At 67.1% G+C, this 20707-nt stretch carries 16 protein-coding genes; 9 read left to right on the top strand and 7 right to left on the bottom strand.

Annotated elements, in window-relative coordinates; all coding sequences use genetic code 11:
* Positions 1–44 precede the first annotated feature (44 nt).
* From MET9862_RS29195 to MET9862_RS06130, 6 genes are all read left to right on the top strand, one after another.
* Positions 45–386, top strand: coding sequence for a hypothetical protein (locus tag MET9862_RS29195; RefSeq protein ID WP_185156767.1), 342 nt, complete (start codon positions 45–47; stop codon positions 384–386).
* Positions 387–601: 215 nt separating this feature from the next.
* On the top strand, positions 602–1423 hold the full coding sequence (locus tag MET9862_RS06115) for a tyrosine-type recombinase/integrase (RefSeq protein ID WP_244612593.1): 822 nt from the start codon (positions 602–604) through the stop codon (positions 1421–1423).
* A gap of 627 nt (positions 1424–2050) precedes the next feature.
* A complete protein-coding gene (locus MET9862_RS29200; protein ID WP_185156763.1) occupies positions 2051–2200 on the top strand; it encodes a hypothetical protein in 150 nt (49 codons plus the stop codon).
* A gap of 751 nt (positions 2201–2951) precedes the next feature.
* Positions 2952–3644: a hypothetical protein gene (locus MET9862_RS06120; protein WP_142582224.1), complete on the top strand. Its 693-nt coding sequence runs from the start codon at positions 2952–2954 to the stop codon at positions 3642–3644.
* A 324-nt stretch (positions 3645–3968) separates the two neighbouring features.
* Complete coding sequence (locus MET9862_RS06125) at positions 3969–7688, top strand: TIGR02594 family protein (RefSeq protein WP_142582225.1); 3720 nt, start codon at positions 3969–3971, stop codon at positions 7686–7688.
* Positions 7689–7709: 21 nt separating this feature from the next.
* A complete protein-coding gene (locus tag MET9862_RS06130; RefSeq protein WP_142582226.1) occupies positions 7710–7922 on the top strand; it encodes a hypothetical protein in 213 nt (70 codons plus the stop codon).
* Between the two features lie 85 nt (positions 7923–8007).
* Here the strand turns inward: MET9862_RS06130 and MET9862_RS06135 are convergent, their stop codons facing one another.
* From MET9862_RS06135 to MET9862_RS06155, 5 genes are all read right to left on the bottom strand, one after another.
* Entirely contained in the window at positions 8008–8676 is a 669-nt protein-coding gene (locus MET9862_RS06135; protein ID WP_142582227.1) for a hypothetical protein, read from the bottom strand.
* Between the two features lie 48 nt (positions 8677–8724).
* Positions 8725–9111, bottom strand: coding sequence for a hypothetical protein (locus MET9862_RS06140; protein ID WP_142582228.1), 387 nt, complete (start codon positions 9109–9111; stop codon positions 8725–8727).
* 336 nt (positions 9112–9447) lie between these two features.
* Entirely contained in the window at positions 9448–10143 is a 696-nt protein-coding gene (locus MET9862_RS06145) for a hemerythrin domain-containing protein (RefSeq protein ID WP_142582229.1), read from the bottom strand.
* Positions 10144–10652: 509 nt separating this feature from the next.
* Positions 10653–12041 carry an ATP-dependent nuclease gene (locus tag MET9862_RS06150; RefSeq protein ID WP_142582230.1) on the bottom strand — a complete coding sequence of 463 codons (1389 nt, stop codon included), beginning with the start codon at positions 12039–12041 and terminating at the stop codon, positions 10653–10655.
* Between the two features lie 41 nt (positions 12042–12082).
* Positions 12083–13888, bottom strand: coding sequence for a site-specific integrase (locus MET9862_RS06155; protein ID WP_142582231.1), 1806 nt, complete (start codon positions 13886–13888; stop codon positions 12083–12085).
* A gap of 509 nt (positions 13889–14397) precedes the next feature.
* Between MET9862_RS06155 and MET9862_RS06160 the strand changes: the two genes are divergently transcribed.
* The 3 genes from MET9862_RS06160 to MET9862_RS06170 are packed head-to-tail and all read left to right on the top strand — an operon-like array spanning position 14398 to position 17435.
* Positions 14398–15228, top strand: a complete 831-nt coding sequence (locus MET9862_RS06160) for a hypothetical protein (protein ID WP_142582232.1) — start codon at positions 14398–14400, stop codon at positions 15226–15228.
* Positions 15229–15233: 5 nt separating this feature from the next.
* A complete protein-coding gene (locus tag MET9862_RS06165) occupies positions 15234–16724 on the top strand; it encodes a M48 family metalloprotease (RefSeq protein WP_142582233.1) in 1491 nt (496 codons plus the stop codon).
* 30 nt (positions 16725–16754) lie between these two features.
* Positions 16755–17435, top strand: coding sequence for a glutathione S-transferase family protein (locus MET9862_RS06170; protein ID WP_142582234.1), 681 nt, complete (start codon positions 16755–16757; stop codon positions 17433–17435).
* Positions 17436–17557: 122 nt separating this feature from the next.
* On the opposite strand, the gene zwf is transcribed toward MET9862_RS06170, so the two are convergent.
* Together zwf and MET9862_RS06180 are read right to left on the bottom strand one after the other, a co-directional pair.
* Positions 17558–19090 (bottom strand): glucose-6-phosphate dehydrogenase, encoded by a 1533-nt coding sequence (zwf, locus tag MET9862_RS06175; RefSeq protein WP_142582235.1) that lies wholly within the window; start codon positions 19088–19090, stop codon positions 17558–17560.
* 101 nt (positions 19091–19191) lie between these two features.
* Positions 19192–20697 carry an efflux transporter outer membrane subunit gene (locus MET9862_RS06180; protein ID WP_142582236.1) on the bottom strand — a complete coding sequence of 502 codons (1506 nt, stop codon included), beginning with the start codon at positions 20695–20697 and terminating at the stop codon, positions 19192–19194.
* Positions 20698–20707: the final 10 nt, after the last annotated feature.

Consider the following 20707-nt stretch of genomic DNA (forward strand, 5'->3'; position numbering starts at 1 on the left):
GCTGGGCAGGCGTAGAGCCGCTCAGCCGCGAGGGAGAGCCCGAGATGCAACCAACCATCCCCGCTCCCCTTGCGGCTGCCTTCGAGAAGCAGGTGACCATCTCGGCGGCCGAGCTGTGCGCATTGCTGCCCATGGACCGAAAGACGCTCGGGCGGCACATCCGCTTCGGGCACATCGAATTCGTCCAGATGGGCTTCGGAGACAAAGCGATGCGTCGAGGCTTCACGCTGGAAGCCGTCATGCGCTTTATCCGAGAGAGGAGTGCCACAGAATGTCAGTCTATAAGCGCCCGGGCTCGGATGCCTACAGCTTCGACTTCTGGCGCGGTGGGCGGAGGTTTTCTGGCTCAACTGAGCAAACGGAACGCCGAGCTGCGGAAGCGATAGAGCGCCGTCTCAAGGAGGAAGCCGCGGCGGAGATTCGCGCGATGAGGGCCAGACGGGGCCGCAGTCGGGGCCTCACATTTGATGACGCGGTTGAGCGTTACTGGATTGAGGTCAGCCACGCGTGCGCCTCGCCGCGGAAGGAACTGAATGACCTTGCACGCCTCGCCACAGCAATCGGCCCGACAACGCCCCTCGCTGCCATCAACGATGACTTCGTGGCGCAACTCGTCCTCAAGCGCCGCCAGGATTTCGTGAAGGGTGACCCTCGCCGGGGCCGCATCTCGCCGGCCCAAGTCAATCGTTCAACCACTCAGCTTCTCCGCCGCATCCTCACCCGGGCCCGCGTGGCCTGGAAGCAGACACTCCCAGAAGAGCCGAACTGGCGGGCGCACATGCTGGCCGAGCCCAAGGGCCGGGTGCGGGAGCTGCGCTACGATGAGGAGGGCCGTCTCGGGGCTGCCGAGCGGGACGACTACCGGGCGCCGCGCCTATTCGCCCAGCTTACGGGCCTGCGGCGCCGTGAGATCGCTGGCCTAACATGGGACCAAGTGGACTTCGGCGCCGAGACCATCAGCGTGGTGGGCAAGGGGGACAAGCCGCACGTTTTGCCCATCACGGACGAGCTGCGGGCCCTCTTAGAGCCTCTACGCGCCCACCACCCCGCGGCGGTCTTCACCTACGTGGCACAGCGCAGCCGGAAAGTGCCCAAGAGCGGGCATCGTGTGGTGCGGGGCCAGCGATACCCGATCACCTACGAAGGACTGGGCACGCAGCTCGGCCGGACCTTCGCCAAGGCGGGCCTCAAGGACTTCCGCATCCACGATCTTCGGCATACCGCCGCCACGCGGACCCTCCGGGCCACCGGCAACCTGCGCATCGTCCAGCAGCTCCTCAACCACGCCTCTCCGACGATGACGGCGCGGTACGCCCATGCCGACCTCACGGACCTCCGCGAGGCCATGGCGGCTGCTGCCAGCGACACGGCGAGGCGGCTTGAGGCTGCCGGTGTGCAGGGAGGCCCCTCAGCGACTCCGTAGCGCCTGCCGCCTCTCCCAGTCCCGTCACTCCGCCGTGAAGCTTCGTGGCCGCCTACGGGCAGCCTGGGGCCGCCTAAGGGGCATCCCGAAGCTGCCCGAGATGGGTCGCTCCGCTCGCGAGCTGCGCCTAAAGCTCGGCGACGTGCTCTCCAGCGACTACTTTTTCGCCTGATAAAACAAGGAGTTGGAATTACCCTGCGTTATGAGAAGACCGCAGCGCCCAGTTGACCTCTAGGCCCCTGTTCGCTCCGACGACGAGTACGGGATGCCGAAGGTCGGCTTGGCTCGCTCGCGTGGCAAGCTGCGCCGAGTGGACAAGCGTGCGGCGGGCTTGAAGCCGACCTCGCGGTGATCGGCAGAGGCCGATCTGTGAGGGGCCAAAAGCGGCCTCAATAAAATCAATGACTTAGACCCCCTAATACCCTGCGTATATGAGGGGGAGACATAGAGCCCGCCCCTAGGTGTATGCATAGAGATGATAGTGATGGGAAGACCTCCCACCATCTCCTGCACCTAGTGGGCTGGGTGCGATAGACCTGATGCTGACCTGAAGCAGGGTGCACAAGGTCATCACCTAGCCAGCTCTCCTTCTCACCTCAAGACTCAACCGAGGGGGGATTGGCGAAGATGGTCGAGAAGGTAGAGGCAACCCTTCGAGTGCTTGGCGACTTCGCGCTCAGCCTCATGCCGTTCCTCGTGGTCACCGTGCTGGAGCGCCTGAGGCGGAACCGCAAGCTCAGCCGGTGGTGGGCCAAGCGGAGGGAGGGAGTCGAGTAGGGGGATCGGGGGTCTGTGAGCTGGAGGCTGGCTCCGGCCCTCGGCAAATAGGTGCGGTTATGAGGAGAGCCAGCTCCAGGCCGGACCCAATGCCACCCCGGCGGGAATTACCCGAGGTAATGAGGAGAACTAGCGGGAGGCCCATCCCGGCGGCCTGGCGGAATCACATCGGGTTATGAGAGAGGCAGGCCCCTCTGGCGGAATTACCCATAGTTATGAGGAGAGGTAGCCTCCAGCCGGCAATTTCCCCGTATAATGAGGGGAGACAGCCCCGAGGCCGGCTCCAGGCCAGCCCGGTGGTGGTGCTGGTGCACAGCCCCTCCGCCTTGGACTCCTCCCGGTCACCTTGAGCACCCACCCCGAGCCCCGCTCCCTGCCCTTGTCCGAGGATGGGTGGTCTATCCCAGCATCAGCGCCCCGCAGGACCACTCTCCGCCAGCGTGAGATACCATCGGTCGGCGCCAAATCGGCGCATCGGTTCCTGATGCCGCCACCTGACGCCCTCCCAACCTGAAGCCCCGGCATCTCGCCCGCCTTCAGGCCACTCCCTTTCGGCTGCCCCACTGACGCCTCCGAGGCCCCCGGCAGCCCTCCGCCATCACAGTCCGCACCTCGCCGACCTCCAGCAACCTGCCGCCCGTCCTCGGGCAGCGGGATGGGGGAGCTGTGACTGTGATCCACCGGCCCAGCTCCAGGGCTTGCCCGCAAGCTGCGCCACCCCTCACCACCCTGTCCGAAAGTCACCCCGACGATGACAGCACAGCCCACTATCGAGACCCCCGCCACCCCGGCCACCCGAAGCGTCCCCCGAGGCCAGCACGAGCCGACCTCCCGCGCGGCCGTCCAGGGCTGCCTCACCTTCTTCAACGACGCCGTGGCCCACTGCCAGGGCCCGACGGTCGTCTCCGCGCCGAAATCCGAGCACCTGCTTCTTGGCTTGCCGCACGGATCGATCAACGCGGCGTTCCTCCAGGACCGGCCTCAGGGCCCCGTGATCGGCTGGAGGATCGGGGATCGCAGCCCGCGCTTCACCGTGCCGACCGGCTTCCTGATCCTCCGAGCCCTCTGCCTGTTCGGCGGCTTCCCGTTCATCGACACCAACAAGAAGGGCGGCCGGGAGCAGCACTACGTCGAGGTCTTGGCCGAGGGGTACACCCTCCAGCGCCTCATGGTCGGCGCCGAGCCCGGCGAGGTGGTCCGGCTTCTCGGCGACCATCACGACCTCCTCCCCTGGTGCCTGTCCGTCGAGGGCAGCCATCCGCGGGCCAAGCGGGACCGGCGGGGCGCCATCAGGCTCGCCCTGGCGCTGTACGACAAGAACGCGGCGGACTGGGGCTTGGCTGATCTGCTGAGCCGGGCGCAGTACGAGGCCCTGCTCCGAGGTGCCTTCCGCCTGTATGACGCCGAGCACGCGCACCACCTGCTCCGCCCGATCGGCAGCTAGCGCACAGACCCCTGCCCGAGATCCCCGCCTCGCTGAGCCCGAAGCCCTTTCGCGGGGCCGGCATCGAGCGCGGGGTGAGGCGGGCCCGGGAGGTCTCCAGGGGTGGCGCCTCTCGGGCCCTAGCAGCCTGAACCCAAGCCCAGCCGCCCCGCACCATCACCCATCCACATCGCCAGTCAGTGCGCCCCGAGGCCCCTTCAGGCCGCGGAAGCTACCCCTTTGCCTATCGGTACGGGGGTCTCGGGAACGCATGCCCAATGCAGGACCACCCCTTTGGCCAGAGCACCCTACAGACCCGTTGAGCTGAGCGAGGCCCTGCGGCCCGTGGCAGCCCCCGTTGACACCTTCGTCCAGGCACAGGCCCCCTCCCGAGACACCTCCCTTCAGGACCTCGCACGCTCCCTCTCCGGCCTCGGCGGCAGCCTGGCGGGTCTCGTCGGCCAGCGGGACAAGCAGACCGAGGAAGAAGACAAGATCCGCGGCGAGGCGGCCTTCTGGCAGAGCAATGGCACCGGGGCCGCCGATGCCGTCTCCAAGGGCCTGATGCCCGCCCAAGCGTCCCCCGCCTTCATGCGCGGCTGGAAGCAGGCCGAGGGCACCGTGGCCGGTGGCGTCTTGGAGCAGAAGTTCTCGGCGGCCTACGATGCTTGGGAGGGGAAGACCTCCGCCGACCCGAAGGCATTCGACGGCTTCCTCCAGGGCTTTCTCAAGGAGAACGTCAAGACCAACGACCCGGATGTGCTCCAGGGCCTTCTCCCGAAGGTCCGGCAGCTCAACGCCAACTACCTCCAGCGGCACATCGGGGACGCCTCGAAGGCCGCCACGCAAGGGCTGCTCCAAGCCTCCGCGGCGCAGGACAGCCAGGCACTCGAAGCCGCCAACACTGCGGGCCTCGCGAGCCGCAAGGGCACCGACTACGAGGCGGTCTTCAAGTCCATCGAGGCGAACCGCGAGGCCAAGCTCAAGCTCGGCGCCAACGCCCAGGACTACGACAAGCAGGTGGTGGTGGACGGGATCACCGCTGCCGCCGTCCAGCTCCGGGACCCGAAGATCCTCGACTTCCTGGACCGCAAGGTGCCCGGGACCGACTACGCATGGTCCAACACCCCGTACGGCCGGGAGCAGCGCCAGAAGACCATCGACACCCTGGAGACCATGGGCCGGCGGTCCATCGGGGATGACGAGAAGCGGCGCCGTGAGGAGAAGGCGGAGGCGAAGGACTCCGTCACCCGAGACACCATCGCCGCCATCACCAAGGACCCGCGAGCCCCGATCCCGGAGGAGCTACTGGCCCGCGGTGAGAAGGTGGACCCGGACTTCCGCATCAATGCCATCCGGTGGCGCGACACGATCGGCAAGCAGGGGCAGACCTCCGACCCCGAGGACCTTCTCGCTGTCACCTCCGACATCCTCAATGGGGGCGGTCTCCAGCGCGTCCAGCGGGCCATGCGGGACGGGGTCTTCAGGAACCCCGAGGATCTGACGCGGGCCTACAAGCTCGCCGAGGGCATGAAGGAGCACGGCCCAGCCCTCACCGCCATCTTCTCCTCCGACCAGTCCAAGACCATCGAGCGGACCATCCGGGAGCGCACGCTCCGACAGAACGATCGGACGGCCATCCTCGACCCGGACGGCATGTCGGATACCGGCTTGGCGGCACGTCACGACTACCGGATGCAGATCCTTGCGTGGATGGCGGCCAACCCCGGTGCCGATCCCATTCAGCAGCAGGAAGCCATCTCGAAGATCGGCGCGGCGATCCTCGGGCGCCTCGGGACCAACGACGACGGGGACAAGACCTATGACCGGGCTGGGCTGACGGGGGGCAATCCTTTCGAGAACCGCGAGCCGGCCGCACCGGGTGCCGTAGAGGGCGGACGCTCCAACCCGGGGGCCACCAAGGTGCCAAACCGTTCGACCCCGCCAGGTGCCCCCGCTGTGCCGCCCGCGCCTACGCCCATGCCGGAGACGGACGCGATGGGCAGCCCGATCGGAGGGACCGAGATGACCACCGACCCGGGGGCCCGCCCTGCGCATAAGCGGAGCACCTACGATGGTGCCGCAGCTTGGTTCAAATCGCTCTCACCCGAAAGCAAGGCAGTCGTGGAGAGAAAGGCGGCGCAAGCGGGCATAGATGTGCGCCAAGCGTCGCAGATTCTTTATCAGCAGGCCCTCGACGCTGGGCTGATCGCATCCGACGATGATCCAACCCCGGTTTCCCGTCCCAAGCTGGCTCCGGTTCAGCCGCCGGCCGCTCCCGTTCAGACCGTCCCCGCCACGCCAGCTCCCGGCCGCCAGTCATCCGCGGAGCCGGGCTCGATGCCGCCTGCCCGCGCACCGGACGGCACGCCCATCGAGACGGCCTCGGCGAGCACGACCACAGCCCCCGGCGCCCCCGATCCGACCGCCGAAGCCGTCTCCGGGTTCCAGCGTGTCGTCAGCGGCGCCTACTCGGGCCAGGCCACCTTCGACGGCATCAAGGCTACCCTCAACGGCCGGACCTTCACCGGCCCCGCCAGCCCGGAGCAGGTTGCGCGGCAGTTCGAGGGCCTGGACGAGACCAACCCGAAGCACCGCGCGGCCCTCACCGCATTCCTGTCCAAGGCCGCGGGCCAGCGCATCGACCCCGCCAAGGTGCCATGGTGCGCGGCCTTCGTGGACAGCGTACTGGACGCCTCCGGCCGGCAGACACGCGGCTCCCTTCGGGCAGCGGACTTCCTCGACTACGGCACCGCCACCGACCAGCCCACCCGCGGGGACGTGGTGGTCTTCAAATCCATGGCCCGTGGCTCCAGCGGCCATGTCGGCTTCGTGGTCGGCATCGAGGGCGATCGGGTCCGCTACCTCGCCGGCAACGACGACAACAAGGTACAGGAGGATACCCTGCCGCTGAGCAAGGTGGCGGGCTTCAGGCGACCGCCCGAGGCCGGCACGCGTGGCCCCTTCGCGGTGGGCGCCCGTGATGGTGGTGGCGCGAGTAAGGAGGTCTCGGCGGCCTTCGTGCGGGCTCTGAGCAGCACGGGCAAGGCTGCGGGCACCTTCGCGGCGCCCGAGGTCCAGGCCGACCCGAGAGCCGCCCGCATCCTCGACCTGGTGAGCGGGGCGGAGCTGAAGGGGACCGAGGCCGGCAACTACAATGCCGTCTACGGCAATGCCGCTGCCACCGAGGACCTGAGCCGGCGCACGCTGGATCAGACCATCGCGTGGTCGCAGTCCCGCGGCACCTCATCCTCGGCGACCGGCCGCTACCAGTTCCTCGCCAGCACCCTGGAGAGCCTGAAGTCGGAGCTGAAGCTGTCGGGAAGCGAGCCCTTCAGCCCGGCGCTTCAGGACCGCATGGCGCTGGCCCTGCTCAACCGCAGGGGTTTCCGGGAGTGGACCGTGGGCAAGCTCACCGACGACGCCTTCGCGGCCAACCTCGCGAAGGAGTGGGCCTCGCTGCCGAACCCGGCCACCGGCAGGAGCCACTATGCGGGCGACGGGGTGAACAAGGCACTGGTCTCGCCCTCTCAGGTACGGGCCGCGCTGACAGGCACCGGGGCGTTCCCGGCGGCTCGCCTGGAGCAGGCCGCGCAGACCCTCGCGAAGCAGGCAGGCGGGCCGGAGTTCACCCGGAAGGTCCGCACCATGTTCGGCGGCGGCAGCGGTGCGGGTGGGCAGCAGGCCGGGCCGGCAGTGGACGCCTATGCCAACGCCCCGAGCCCGGACCTCGCGGCCCGGCTCCGAGCGGCCAACCCGGACCCTGTCGGCAACAGCGCGGCGGTCCTGGCGGAGGTGGCGCCCGACCTCGCGGCAGTGATCCGCAGGGCCCAGGCGGAGAACCCGAAGCTGCGCTTGGCGGTGGTCTCGCGGAAGGGTGAGGCGGGCGCCGAGGTCTGGCCGGTGGATGCCGAGGGCCGGATCTCCTTCGATCCCGCCCAACAGGATGCCGTGGGCGCAGCCGTGCGGAGGTCGGCCACGCAGCTTGGCTTCGGCGTGAACATCGGCGGCGGCTTGGGCGGTGGCCGCACTCACATCGAGATGGCCCCGACGACGCGGGCGTGACGGAACACGGAGACGGCAGCGATGATGAGCGACGACAGGACCGAAGGCGAGCCTACCGTGGCAGAGGGCATCGTGCGGATGTTTGAGGAAGCCAATGCGGCCGGCACCGAGACCACGCCTCCTGCTGCCGCCACGCCAGCCGAGAGCGCCCGCCTGATGGATGAGGCGTTCGAGCGGTGGGAGCGGGCGAAGGGTCTCAACGTGGTGCCGTTCCCGAGGCAGGCGGCGCGGTAGGGGTCAGAGCCAGACACGAAGGTGGCGGAGGGCTTCATGGGCTCTCCGCCGCCGCCGTCCTGAGGTTAGGGCTCTTGGTGAGTCCTCAAGGCATCGTTCTAGTATCGGGATAGGACCGAACCCGGGTCCGACCCTCGACCATGCCAGCGGGCGAGAGCGTTGCGCTGGAGGCTGTGGGATCAAGCTCAGTGGTCGTTGCGGTCGGCGCGGCCCAACCCTCGTTCCGCCACTGTTGCGTCCGCTCGTGCATGTCGAGGGAGCCATGCTGCTCTAGGATATCCATCACCATCAGTGCTTGGGCGTCGTCGGCCCGTACGGTGACCAGCGTGCCACCTCGGCGCACGCCCTCCGAGTAGGCGTGGGCGTCAGTCTCGCCCATACCGGCGCCAGCAAGACTGCCGACCAAGCCGCCCGCCGCCGCTCCGATGCCGGCGCCGGTCAAGGCGCTCACAAGCCAGCCGGCGGCCACGACAGGCCCGACGCCCGGTATGGCGAGAAGTCCGAGACCGGCGAGGAGACCCGCGCCACCGCCGACCACTGTGCCGAGCGTTGCACCTGTACCGGCTCCGGTCTCCGCCCCCTGCTTGGCCTCATGGTGATTGCCCGAAGTGACCCGCCCGGCGTGGCGGTCTCCCTCGTTGTTGCTGACGATGCTGATGTCGGAGTGCGGGATGCCGCCTGCTTCAAGCTTGCCAACTGCGGTGCTGGCGTCCTCGTAGCGATCGAATATCGCCGTGACCATTTGCTTTGCCATGGTGGCCTCCTGGATGATGATCGTGGTTGGGTGTCAGGGTGCCGCTGCCTATTGGACGGCGACGTTGCCCTTGAAGTCCACGCCGACGTTGACGGACTTGCCGTTCATCATCGCGGTGCCGCGCCAGATGCCCTTGTCGTCCTTCTTGAGGTCCTTCGCCTCCTTGTAGCCGGCATCCTCCAGACGCTTGCGGATTTGCGCCTCGGTGAAGCTGTTGGCGCCTTCCTCAAGCTTGGCGCTCGATGCCGTGCCCGTGGTGCCCGGATTGTTGGCGTCAGGCCTGTCGGTGTTCGGCCGAGTGACAGCCTGCTGACCGCCCGACTTCTCGCTGGTAGCGGCGTCAGGGGCAGGTTTGCCGGTCACGGTAGTCTGCGCGACAGCGGGGCTCAGGCCCAGCAGAGCGAGCAGTGTCAGGGCGGTGAATGTCTGGCGCATTGCGCTTCTCCCGAATTATCTCTCGGAAGAAATTCTAAGTGCGTGCGGAGCGTTCCAAAAATAAAGACCCTCACTCAGGCTTGACCTTGCAAGGATCTGTATGCCAGCTCAGCATTATTCTTGCGGACGGACTGAGATCTGCGGCAGTGATTGTTCGCACTGCTCGCTGCCGCCGGCATCGACGCTGGTTAACGTTCACACCCTGTGAGGAAATCCATGCGGCACCGCAGCCGTGGTGGGTGCTTGCTCACTCGTGGCGGCGGGGAAGCCTTTCGCTGGCACCTCCCGCCGTCGCTCGGTCAGCCTAGCGCCTCCGCCTTCGGAGCGCTGAGGCGGCTACTTGGTGAAATGCCCAGGTGAAATGGGATCGCTTGCCGGGAACGTATCCTCGACCGCCTCATCAAGCTGACGCTCCCGGCGCTCGGCGTGCCTCTCCTTCGGAGATCCGCTTCGGGGCGACCTGCCGCGACCGAAGACGCCGTAATGCCACGCCAACAAGCCGATCCCAGTCGCGGCTGCCGTGAGCGTGGCGATGAGGGCGGTCTCGCTCGACAACACCCCGCCCAGCGCAACCCGCTGCCGGCTTTGAAGGGCACCAGTCTTGGCGCGGATAAACGCTCGGGTCGCGGTGTTGACTTCCTGAGGCGAGAGCAGCTTGCGAGCCGCGGGGATCAGCTCGTGCGTATGGCGGTGTAGGTGTTGGTCCACGAGAAAGGTGGCGTCCTCGAATGTGTTGAGCCAACCCTGCGAGCCTTTCTGCCGGTGCCGAGCGAGAGTCTTGAGGTGCCGCATGAACTCAGAGTGGCCGTGATGCAGATCCTCGATGAGGTCTCGCGTGCCACTCTCACGGCTCAGAGGCGCGTAGAGGCTGGCATCGAGCCCGACAGCATGCAGCTCAAGCTCACCCATCAGGTCACCCAACATGCGCTCACGGCTGCGAACCACACCGGGGCCGTTCAGGGCATAGGGGATCTCACGGATGAGTTGGGCGATGTTCTCGTGGTCGCGCTCGATGAGCTGCCAAAGGTCCATACGCGGTACTCCTGTAAGTAGCACCACCCAAACTTCCTGCACCTTCTAGCTGTTCCAAGGGCTGCTGCCGGTCGGCGCCAAGCTCGCTCCCCGTGATTGTCGGTCCTCTGCTCCGGGCGAGACCAACACTCACGGAGACCGGCCCGCCTGACCTTCATCGGCGTTTTCGCACTGAGCCTAATGCCGTTCCTCCTGGCGCACCTGCGGGAGCGACGAGGCCGGCGGCAGAGGATGAAGCGGGAGGCCGAGGAGCCTCCTTAGATAGAGTGCGGAGGTGCTGCCCACCATCGACGTGGCTTTGGGCGGCACCCCATACTTTCCTTCACGGTCACCCTGAGCACTACTGCCTCGACAACACGAGACCGTCCTTCCTGTCCTGTTGATGAAGGGAGTGGCCGAAAGCCCAGACCCTCATGCTTTCACCAGCCCGCCCATCGTCATCTTGGATCGGGGGTCTCAAGGGCCGAAGGCCCGCCCCAAGGCAGTTCGAGGTAATTTGTGGGAAAGCGTCAGGACTTGATATCTGCTTTTGCTCCATCGATATAGGTGGAAATATCGGCCAACATTTTACGGGTGCTCTCTATATATTCCGTCCGAACTTCGAGCTTATCATCGAAAAGCCCTTCAACCGCCTCGGAGGGCTTCCTTGCGCTTTTGGTACGGATATCTTTCGCTGGTATGCAGGCGAAAAAGAAATCAGGAAACTCGGTTTGAAGCTTCTGTTGAACGTCCTCCTTATCGCCATCCAGCAAGCCAGCAACTTTCTTAAAGCCGAGATCTCGGAGTATTAAACACAAGTGCTGCATGTTTCCAGCTCCGCCGACACCCCATCCGAAGAAATCACCGCTTATCTCAACGCCTAGTTTTTCGGCTAACTTGGGGTACAGCAAGACATCTTCTTGGCCCTCGGTGAGTATAATTCCTTCTTCTTGAAAAAACAACTCTCGCGCATCAAGACCAAAGACGTGCGGATTATATAGATTACCGGCGGATAGTCGCCTGATTGATTCGATCGATTGCTCGGATAGCTGGTATAGCTGCGTTCCGTCAGTGCCAGTCGTTACGCGGAGGAATTGTCCGCCTGATAGAAGGATTCGAGGGTCAACAAAATACGGAGAATGAGTCGAAATTACAATCTGCCGATCCGAAGACAAACGCATTAAAAGTCTTGCAAGTCTTTTTTGGAGTGCGGGATGAAGAGAAAGCTCAGGCTCATCTATAAAAATTGCCTCTCCCGGATCGGAATCATAAAGAGAATCAACTATTGAAAATATACTTACGATACCTTCTCCCATACCATCGCTTGAGTGTGAGTTTGGGCCATTAAAAAACTTAAGAAAATACGCCCCCTGGTCAGATTGATCTATCGTCCAGACGGGCATAAAGCCTAAAACCTCGCCCAGCATTCTGTTAAAAGCTTCTGGATTTCTCAGCGCGTTAAACAGACGCTGCTCGAAATTTGTCAAATTCGAAGATCTTTGTGCGGGCAATGTCAGACTCTGTACATAGTTAGCACGATTTTGCTCATGCTTGCTGAAGTATGGGGCGAACGACCTCCTGGACGGGAGAACGAAAATCCTGTAGCTTTGATCTACGTTTACTTTTACTGTCTCACTCGACCCCTTCGAGACGGAATGAATTCTCTCAATTTTTCCGTTTATCTCGTATGTGATCTCCACATATTCAAGTTCTGGATTTCTTGTGCCAGCGGTAAAACTTACTGACTGGTATCCAGATCTTGCTCTTACAGCCTCAAGGACAGATGACTTTCCGGAGTTGTTCGGCCCGGTTAATACCGTAAGCCCGCCCCCCGGAGTTCCGTTTGGCTGAGCGAACCTAACTGTGCCAGTATTTTTGAATCCGCGATATCCAGAGATTTGCACAGAAGATATTGCCATTGCCAACAGCCTCGGTCATAGATATTTTCGAAATCATTGTATTAGGGAAGATGTCGAGATATTTCTCGGACGTGCCACCTCAGGCCCCGCACCGCGTCCGGCGCCTCGATCCGCGCCAGCTCCTGCGCCAAGACCTTCAAGCCGAACCCGCTGCCGTACTCCCTGCCGACGCCTCCGCCCGTATGCCCCGTGAGCGCATCATGCATCTCCTCCGAGATCCGAGCGTCACGCGCCAGCCGCTTGAAGGTGTGCCGGAAGGAGTGGAAGACCTTGCGGCGGTCCTCGATGCCTGCCCCCTCGCGCAGCAATCGGGTGAACCACTTCGACCACGCCCCCGCCGGCTGAGCTGTGCGCCCGAGCTTCAGGTCCGGCCACAGCGAATCGCCCGGCGTCGCCCCGCCGTCCACCAGCGCCTGCCGGTAGCGGAGGAGGCCGATGCGCTCCAGTTCGGGATGCACAGGTACGCGCCGCAGGGAGCTTGCTGTCTTCACCCGCCGGCCGCCCGTTACGCCGATGTCGAGAAACCAGACGCCCGACTCCGGGTCCTGCGCGAGGTCGGCCACGCGGAGCTGCGCAAGCTCGCCCTGCCGGCCGCCTGAGAGGAGGGCCATGAGCGGCAGCCAGAACGCCGCCTCGCCCCCGCCGCCGAGCGGCCTAGCACCCGCCCGGAAGACCCCCGTGCTGAAGATGGCCGTGAGGTCGGCCTTGGTGAACGGCTCGCGGCTCTCCTCCGCCCGCTCATCCACCACCTGCTTCACGCCCTTCCCGAAGGGGTTCCGGAAGTTAGGCACCGCGTCGAGCTTGCCCGTCGCATCGGCATGGCTGACGATGGCGGAGAGGATGTTGAGGGACTTGTTGACCGTCGAGGCGTGCACCGTTGGGTAGGCTTTGAGATCCCGGCGCAGCAGTTCGCGCATAGGCAGACGCCGCAGGGTGTCGGGGAGGTGGGTCGGCAGCCGGGCTAGGTTCAGAGAAAACTCCCGCCCCTTCTCCCGCGTGAGGTCGCCGAGACGGATATCGCCGTGCCACTCCGTGAGGAGGCGAACAGCCCGTCCGGCCTCAAGCAGCGTCTTGGCGGCCGGCTTCTTGCTGCCTCTCGCCCCCGAACCCGCCTTCCAAGCCTCGAAGGCATCCGAGAGCTTCGGCCCGCGGTTGGCGCTCGGCGGGGGAGGGGTGGGCACCGCATCGCCGCGCTGGCGGCCAAGGATGAGGTCGTAGGCCCGCACATGGGCTCGAAGGACCGCGAGGGCAGCCCGGCGGTAGTCCTCCGAGTTCGGGACTATCGGTGCTTGTTTTCGCCGGAGGTAGTCCCGCACGGCTCCGTCCACGATCTGGATGTTGCCTTTGGACTGTGCCTCCCGGAACTCCAGGGACAGCTCCTCCGCCTCCAGGCCGTAGGCGTGGTGGTGATCGTCGGCCATGCCGGAATCAGGGGCGGGCACCTCTAGGAGGTCGGGCCACTGCGCCCGCTCCTCGGCGGTCTGAAGCTGGCGCCGGGCATCCCCGTCCAAGCGCTCCGCCTCGTCCTCCGCGAGCAGCCGCGCCAACTCCTCCGCCTCGATTTCCTCAGGTTGCGGCATGGCGGCGGCGAAGCGGTGAGGAGGCCGTAGGGGAGGGGGCTCACCTCGGGCCGCCCGCTCAGCCGTCTCGAAGTCCTCTACGCAGTCCGCGAGGCAGCGTACCGCCGCCTTCTTAGCCGCCGCCGGGTCCTTGGTCCGAAGCGATTTGGTCCAGGCGCCCTTGCCCTTCCAGTCGCCCGGCATGAAGGGGCGCAGGGCCTGCGGGATGATTCGTCGGAAGTAGTAGGTGCCGTTGCGGTCGCGGATCAGGTACGACATCAGAGCCATGGCGATTGCAGCACCGGATTGTAGGACCGGCGACCGCTAAGGCATTGATATCGGCAGAATTTCCGCCCTGGCAAGGGCTTAGGAAAAGATGGCGTCCCCGGCAGGGCTCGAACCTGCGACCCCAGGTTTCTTACCACTTCGGCTTTCGCCGCCGCCCGCCTGAGAGGCGGGCGTTCGTGGTCTGGACTATCCCTTCGCCCTAGGCCCGCCTCCCCGAAAGGATCGGCCCTTAGGCGCCGCCCGTCTAGTCTCTACACCTTCCCGAGCAGCAGGTGCCGTCGGGCTTGGCTCGGGATCGGCAGGGCGCTGGTCCGCGCCTGAAGCTTTCCCCGACTTTGAGCGGATCCGCCGCGCGGTTTCCCGGCGCGACGCCCAATTTGACGTTTAGGAAACCTGTGCTCTGTCCAGCTGAGCTACGGAGACGTTCCGCTCCGAGCTATAGCATCGATGCCGGAGCGGGCCAACCTTGGCGGGACCCTCTCATCGGCAGGCTCATCGGCGAGCGGTCCATGAACGCGCGATTCGCTTCGGCGATCCTGATCGCAGCAGCGCTGCCCGGCCTCGTCCGCGCGGCGTCCGCCTCCGAATGTACCCCCGGCCCGGAGCGAACCGACGCGGTCGCGGCCGTGGCCGAGCGCGGCGAGATCCTGCTCGCCTCCGGGGCCCGCGCCCTGCTGGGCTCGATCCGCTGGCCGGAGGAGGCGGGGGCCGAGCGCGCGGCGCGAGCCTGGCTGACGGCACAAGTGGGTCGCCCGCTCGCGGTGCTGCAGAGGGGGCCGGCCGACCGCTGGGGACGCGTGCGGATCGATGCGAGCGCCGGCGATGTGGGCCGCGCGGACGAGGCGCTCGATCTCGCGGGTGGCCTCGTGGCGGAGGGGCTCGTCGCGGTCGATGCGGGCGAGCTCGACACGCTTTGTCGGCCCGCTCTCCTGCAGGTGGAGGCGGGGGCCCGCGCGGCGGGGCGCGGGCTCTGGGCCAAGGGGCCGCTCGCTGCCTCGGACGGGCCGGCCCTGCGTGCCGAGGCGGGCCGATTCGTCGTGGCCGAGGGGCTGCTGCGCCATGTCGGGGAGCGCTCCGCCTGGACCTATCTCGACTTCGTGCGCCGCGGCGAGGACGGGCTCACGGTCACAGTGTCGAAACGCACTTGGCGCAGGATGCGCGAACATGGTTTGAGTGCTGCCGGGCTGACCGGTAGGCTGCTTCGGGTGCGCGGCGTGGTCGAGGTCCGGCGTGGGCCGACGATCGAGATCGCGGCGCCCGAGCTGATCGAGCTGGTCGAGAGCGGCGGCGCGCAGGCGACCGCCGGGGATTCGGACGGAGGACGGGCGCTGCGGCGCTGAGGGGCATGGGCACGGGGGCGACAAGGGCCGGCACGAGGATCGGCGCGACGGTTCGGGCGGGATTGCGAGGCGTGCGCTGGGCCGCCCTCGCCCTCGCCCTCTCGGCATGTGCCGCGGAGCAGACGGGGGCGGTGCTGACGCCGGCCGTGGTGCGGGTCCCGGCCGACGCGCCGCGCACCACGGGACGCGGCGCATCCTCGGATTCGGACCACGCGAAGCTCGTCGCCTCTTTCGGCGGCGAGTATCGGGCGCCGGCCGCCCAGCACCTACTCACCGAGGTCACCGACCGTCTCGTTCGGGCGAGCGACCGGCCGGACCAGTCCTATGCGGTCACCCTGCTCGATTCCTCGGTGATCAACGCCTTCGCGCTGCCGAACGGGCGGCTCTACGTGACGCGCGGCCTGCTCGCGCTCGCCTCCGACACGTCGGAGATCGCGGCGGTGCTCGCCCACGAGATCGCCCATGTGACGCTCAGCCACGCCAATGCCCGCACCGAGCTGGAGCTGCGCTCGCAGCTCGTCAGCCGGGTGGTGGCTGACGTTCTGAACGACCCGACCACGGGCGCGCAGCTCCAGAGCCAGTCGAAATTCGCCCTCGCCCGCTTCTCCCGCGAGCAGGAGCTGGAGGCGGACGGGGTCGGCGTCCGCACGCTCGCGAAGGCCGGCTACGACCCCTATGGCGCCGCCCGCTTCCTCAACAGCCTGAACCGGACGCTGGCGCTGAAGACTGGCACCGGCGCTCCGGGCGAGCCCGACATGCTCGCGACCCATCCGGGCACGGGCGAGCGCATCACTCTGGTCACGCGGGCCGCGCGCCGCACCGGCGCGCCGGGCGTCGGCGTGGACGAGCGGGCGCGCTACCTCACGGCGATCGACGGCCTGACCTACGGCGACAATCCCGGTGACGGCGTGGTGCGCGGGCGGCGCTTCATCCATCCGAGCCTCGGCATCGCTTTCGAGGTGCCGGAGGGCTTCACCATCGACAACACCCGCAGCGCCGTGCTCGGCACCACAGGCGAGGGCAGCCGGCGCCTCCTGTTCGACCAGGTCGAGGCGGAGCCGGGCCGCAGCCTGGAGGCCGTGCTGCGCGCGACCTGGAACGACGCCATCGAGCCGACCTCGGTCGAGACCCGCGAGATCGGCGGCCACGCTGCCGCCACCGCCCTCTCGCGTGGCAAGGACTGGACCTTCCGCCTCGCGGCGCTGCGCGTCGGGGACGCCACCTACCGGATGATCATGGCCGCCAAGGGCGCGACCGATCCGGAGCCGGCCTTCCGGCGCTGGGTCGCGAGCCTCGCCACCGTCACGCCCGCCGAGACGGCGGCCCTGCGCCCCTTGCGCCTGCAGGTGGTGACGGCGGCCTCCGCCGATCCGGATGAGCTCGCCCGCCGCATGGCGGTGCCGGACAGGGCGCTGGAGCGCTTCCTCGTCCTCAACGGCCTGGAGCGCGGTGCGACCCTGAAGGTCGGCGAGGCCTACAAGATCGTGACGGAGTGACGGGCAAGCCCGTCCATTCCGGAGAGCCCGATGATCCGCTTCTATTACAACCTGTCCCCGAATCCGATGAAGGTGGCCCTCTGCCTTGAGGAGCTGGGCCTGCCCTATCAGCCGGTGCCGGTCGACGTGCGCCGGGGCGAGCAGTTCGCGCCCGCCTACACGGCGATCAACCCGAACGCGAAAGTGCCGGCGATCGAGGACGGGTCCGTCACGGTGTTCGATTCGAACGCGATCCTGCTGCATCTCTGCGAGGCGGCCGACCGCTTCCTGCCCGAGGGCGAGCAGGCGCGGGGCGAGATGCTGTCCTGGCTGATGTTCGTCGCCACCGGGATCGGGCCCTTCTCCGGGCAGTGCGTGCATTTCCGCCATTTCGCGCCGGCGGGCCAGGATTACGCGGTCGAGCGCTACACCTTCGAGGCGCGCCGGCACTGGGGCATCGTCGACGCGCATCTGGCGGAGCGTCCCTACATGCTCGGTCCGGATTACGGCATCGTCGACATGGCGCTGTGGGGCTGGGCGCGGATGGTGCCCTTCATGCTCGGCGAGGGCGCCTTCGCGGAGCTGCGCCACGTCAAGCGCCACCTCGACGCGGTGAACGCGCGGCCCGCCGCCCAGCGGGCCGAGGCGCTGAAACAGCGCCACACCTTCAAGGCCGAGATGGATCTGGAAGCCCGCCGCTTCATGTTCCGCGCGGTCAAGCCCGAGGCCTGATCCGGGATTCCAAAGGGATCATCCCTTTGGCGGGTCCAGGGCGGAGCCCTGGTCATCGAAGATCAGGGCTTCGCCCCGGTACCCTACCAAAGGGACAATGACCTTCGGGATCCCCGAGCGGCTCAATCCGTCTTTCCGTCGAGGCCGAGCCAGTGGCGCCCGTCGCGGGCGAGGAGGTCGTCGGCCTCGCGTGGGCCCGCGCTGCCGGCCGGATAGAAGGCGATGTCCGCCTGCGGCCAGCCCTTGAGCAGGGGATCCACCGCGCTCCAGCCCGCCTCGATGTTGTCGGCCCGCTGGAACAGGGTCGCGTCCCCGGTCATGCAATCGTAGAGCAGGGTCTCATAGCCGACATTCGGGGCAGTATCGAAGAAGTCGGCGTAGCGGAATCGGGTGACGACGCGCCCGATGCGCATCTTCGGGCCGGGAACCTTCACATTGATCTCGGTGGCCGCGCCGTGCTCCGGGTCGATGGTGATGCGCATCACGTTCGGGGTGAGCGGGTCGATGCCCTGGCCCTCGAAGAGACGGAAGGGGGCGGGCTTGAACAGCACCGCGATCTCTGTGCGCCGGCTCGTCATCCGCTTGCCCGTGCGCAGGTAGAAGGGCACGCCCGCCCAGCGCCAATTGTCGATCCCGAGCTTTAGCGCGATGTAGGTCTCGGTCACCGAGTCCTTGGCCACGTGCGGCTCGTCGCGGTAGGCGACGTGGTCGGTCTCGCCGATGCGCCCGGCGGTATACTGGCCGCGCACCGCGTCGCTCGGCGGAATCGGCTTCACGGCCTCGGCGAGCTTGGCCTTCTCGCCGCGCACGGCCTCGGCGTCGAAGGAGTTCGGGGGCTCCATCGCGACCATGCAGAGAAGCTGGAACAGATGGTTCGGCACCATGTCGCGCAGCGCCCCGGTCGGCTCGTAGAAGCCGCCGCGCTCCTCGACGCCCACCGTCTCGGCCGCCGTGATCTGCACGCTGTCGACATATTCGCGCCGCCAGATCGGTTCGAGCATCCCGTTGGCGAAGCGCATCGCCATCACCGACTGGACCGTCTCCTTTCCGAGGAAATGGTCGATCCGGTAGAACTGGCTCTCGTCGGCCTGTTTCAGGATGCGGGCGTTGAGCGCTTTGGCAGAGGCGAGGTCCGAGCCGAACGGCTTCTCGATGACCACCCGGCGGAAGGCGCCGTCCTCCTGCTTCAGGAGGCCCGCTCGGCCGAGTCCCTCGACGATGGTCCCGAAGAAGCGGGCGGCCACCGCGAGATAGAAGACGACGTTGCCGGAGAGCCGGTCCCTGAGGGCGGCGAACAGGGCCGGATCCTCGAAATCCCCCTTCAGGAAGTGAATCCGCTCGCGCACGAAGCCCCAGCTCTCCGGGTCGATCCGGTCGGCATGGAACTCGGAGGTCGGATCCTTGGCGAAGCTCTCCATCGCCTCGGTGAGGGCCGCGCGCAGGCCCTCGTCGGTGTTGTCGTTGTGGTCGATGCCGAGGATGCCGAAGCCCGGATCGAGAAGCTTCGCGCCCGCGAGATTATAGAGCGAGGGCATCAGCAGGCGCTTGGTGAGGTCGCCCATCGCCCCGAAGATCACCAGGGTGCAGGGCGGCGCCGGATCGGTGCCGCAGGCGGCGCCGTCCTTCAACTCGGCCGTGTCGACAGGTTCGGGCATGATCGGGCTCCCGCGCGCCGCGCCGCAGCAAACTGCGACGTTAACCGGAAGCCCCGGCCGACGTTCCGGGCGGCGATGCGCCGTCCTCCGGAAAGGCCGCGCTACTCCTCCACCCGTACCGCGGGGCTGAGGTCGATCGGCAACCGCGCGCCCTTCAGCTCGGCATCGCTCGGCAGGGAACGCGCGTCCCAGCCGCCGCCGAGCGCCCGGATCAACGTGACCGCGGTGGTGAAGCGGTTGAGTCGGATCTGGAGCGCGGCGACCTCGTTCGTGAGGGCGAGATTCTGCGCGGTGACGACCGTGGTGAAGTTCTGGGTGCCGGCCCGGTACTCGTTGAGGGTGATCTCGACCGCGCGCCTGGCCGAGGTCACGGCCTCGTCCTGGGCCACCTGCTGGCGGGCGAGGATGCGCACGCCGGCGAGGCCGTTCTCCACCTCGGCGAAGGCTGCGAGCACGGTCTGCCGGTAATTGGCGACCGCGGCGTCGTAGCCGGCCCGCGCCGCCTGCAGGGCCGCCGAGCGGGCGCCGCCATCGAACAGCACCTCGGTCCCGGCGGCCGAGACCGACCAGACCTGGTTGGCCGCCGAGAGGAGACCGTTGCGGGTGGCCCCCGAGATGCCGCCCGAGGCCGAGAGCGTCACGGTCGGGTAGAAGGCGGCCACCGCCACGCCGATCTGCTCGCTCTGCGACTGCACGAGGCGCTCGGCCTGGGCCACGTCCGGGCGCCGCTCCAGCAGCGTCGAGGGAATGCCGACCGGCACGGCGGGTGGCCGGACGGCGAGGAGCGACACCGGCAGGGCGAGCTCGGAGGGCGGCCGCCCGACCAAAGTCGCGATGGCGTGCTCGAAGGTCGCCCGTTGCAGGCCGACCGCGATCGCCGAGGCCTGCGTCGTCTGCACCTGCGTCTGCGCGGTGATCACGTCCGAGCGCGCGGCCACGCCGGCATTGTACTGGTTCTCGGTGATCTGAAGGGTGCGCTTGAAGTTCTCGACGTTCTCGTTGAGCAGCCGCTGCAGCGAGTCGGCATAGCGCAGCGAGAAGTAGTTGGTCGCCACCTCGGCCTGGATCGCGAGGCGGGTCAGCGCGATTTGCGCGGCATCGGACTGGGCGAGCGCCGTCTGGCTCTCCACGTTGCGCCGGACGCCCCCGAACAGGTCGAGCTCCCAGCTCGCCTGGCCGAGCAGCGAGACGGTGGTGCGCTCGGCGCCGACGCTGCGCGACCGGGTGATGGTCGGCGCCCCGACCACCGTGGGGTAGAGGGCGGCCCGGGCCTGCTCGACGATGGCGCGCGCCTGCCGGTAGGCGGCGACCGATTGCCGGAGCGACTGGTTGTCCACGTCGACGAGGCGGATCAGCCGGTCGAGGGCCGGATCATTGAAGACGCGCCACCAGTCGCCGCGCTCGGCCCAGTCGCTCGGCGCGGCCGGGCGCCAGTTCTTGCGGGCGGCGACCTGCGCCACGCTGTCCTCGCGGGCACCCCCCTCCTTGAAGGCCAGCGGCGTCTCGACGGAGGGGCGGGAATAGTCCGGACCGACAACGCAGCCGGCGAGAGCAACGCTCACCAGCACCGCAGCGATCGCCCGTCCCGCAGAGGGGGCAGGGCGCATCCATGCCCCG

Source organism: Methylobacterium symbioticum, assembly GCF_902141845.1.
Classification (GTDB): domain Bacteria; phylum Pseudomonadota; class Alphaproteobacteria; order Rhizobiales; family Beijerinckiaceae; genus Methylobacterium; species Methylobacterium symbioticum.

Excerpts from the sequence above, each read along its gene's own strand:
- MET9862_RS29195 (WP_185156767.1), top strand. The coding sequence starts at position 45 with ATGCAACCAACCATCCCCGCTCCCCTTGCGGCTGCCTTCGAGAAGCAG.
- MET9862_RS29200 (WP_185156763.1), top strand. The coding sequence starts at position 2,051 with ATGGTCGAGAAGGTAGAGGCAACCCTTCGAGTGCTTGGCGACTTCGCG.
- MET9862_RS06120 (WP_142582224.1), top strand. The coding sequence starts at position 2,952 with ATGACAGCACAGCCCACTATCGAGACCCCCGCCACCCCGGCCACCCGA.
- MET9862_RS06130 (WP_142582226.1), top strand. The coding sequence starts at position 7,710 with ATGATGAGCGACGACAGGACCGAAGGCGAGCCTACCGTGGCAGAGGGC.
- MET9862_RS06135 (WP_142582227.1), bottom strand. The coding sequence starts at position 8,676 with ATGGCAAAGCAAATGGTCACGGCGATATTCGATCGCTACGAGGACGCC.
- MET9862_RS06140 (WP_142582228.1), bottom strand. The coding sequence starts at position 9,111 with ATGCGCCAGACATTCACCGCCCTGACACTGCTCGCTCTGCTGGGCCTG.
- MET9862_RS06145 (WP_142582229.1), bottom strand. The coding sequence starts at position 10,143 with ATGGACCTTTGGCAGCTCATCGAGCGCGACCACGAGAACATCGCCCAA.
- MET9862_RS06150 (WP_142582230.1), bottom strand. The coding sequence starts at position 12,041 with ATGGCAATATCTTCTGTGCAAATCTCTGGATATCGCGGATTCAAAAAT.
- MET9862_RS06155 (WP_142582231.1), bottom strand. The coding sequence starts at position 13,888 with ATGGCTCTGATGTCGTACCTGATCCGCGACCGCAACGGCACCTACTAC.
- MET9862_RS06160 (WP_142582232.1), top strand. The coding sequence starts at position 14,398 with ATGAACGCGCGATTCGCTTCGGCGATCCTGATCGCAGCAGCGCTGCCC.
- MET9862_RS06165 (WP_142582233.1), top strand. The coding sequence starts at position 15,234 with ATGGGCACGGGGGCGACAAGGGCCGGCACGAGGATCGGCGCGACGGTT.
- MET9862_RS06170 (WP_142582234.1), top strand. The coding sequence starts at position 16,755 with ATGATCCGCTTCTATTACAACCTGTCCCCGAATCCGATGAAGGTGGCC.
- zwf (WP_142582235.1), bottom strand. The coding sequence starts at position 19,090 with ATGCCCGAACCTGTCGACACGGCCGAGTTGAAGGACGGCGCCGCCTGC.
- MET9862_RS06180 (WP_142582236.1), bottom strand. The coding sequence starts at position 20,697 with ATGCGCCCTGCCCCCTCTGCGGGACGGGCGATCGCTGCGGTGCTGGTG.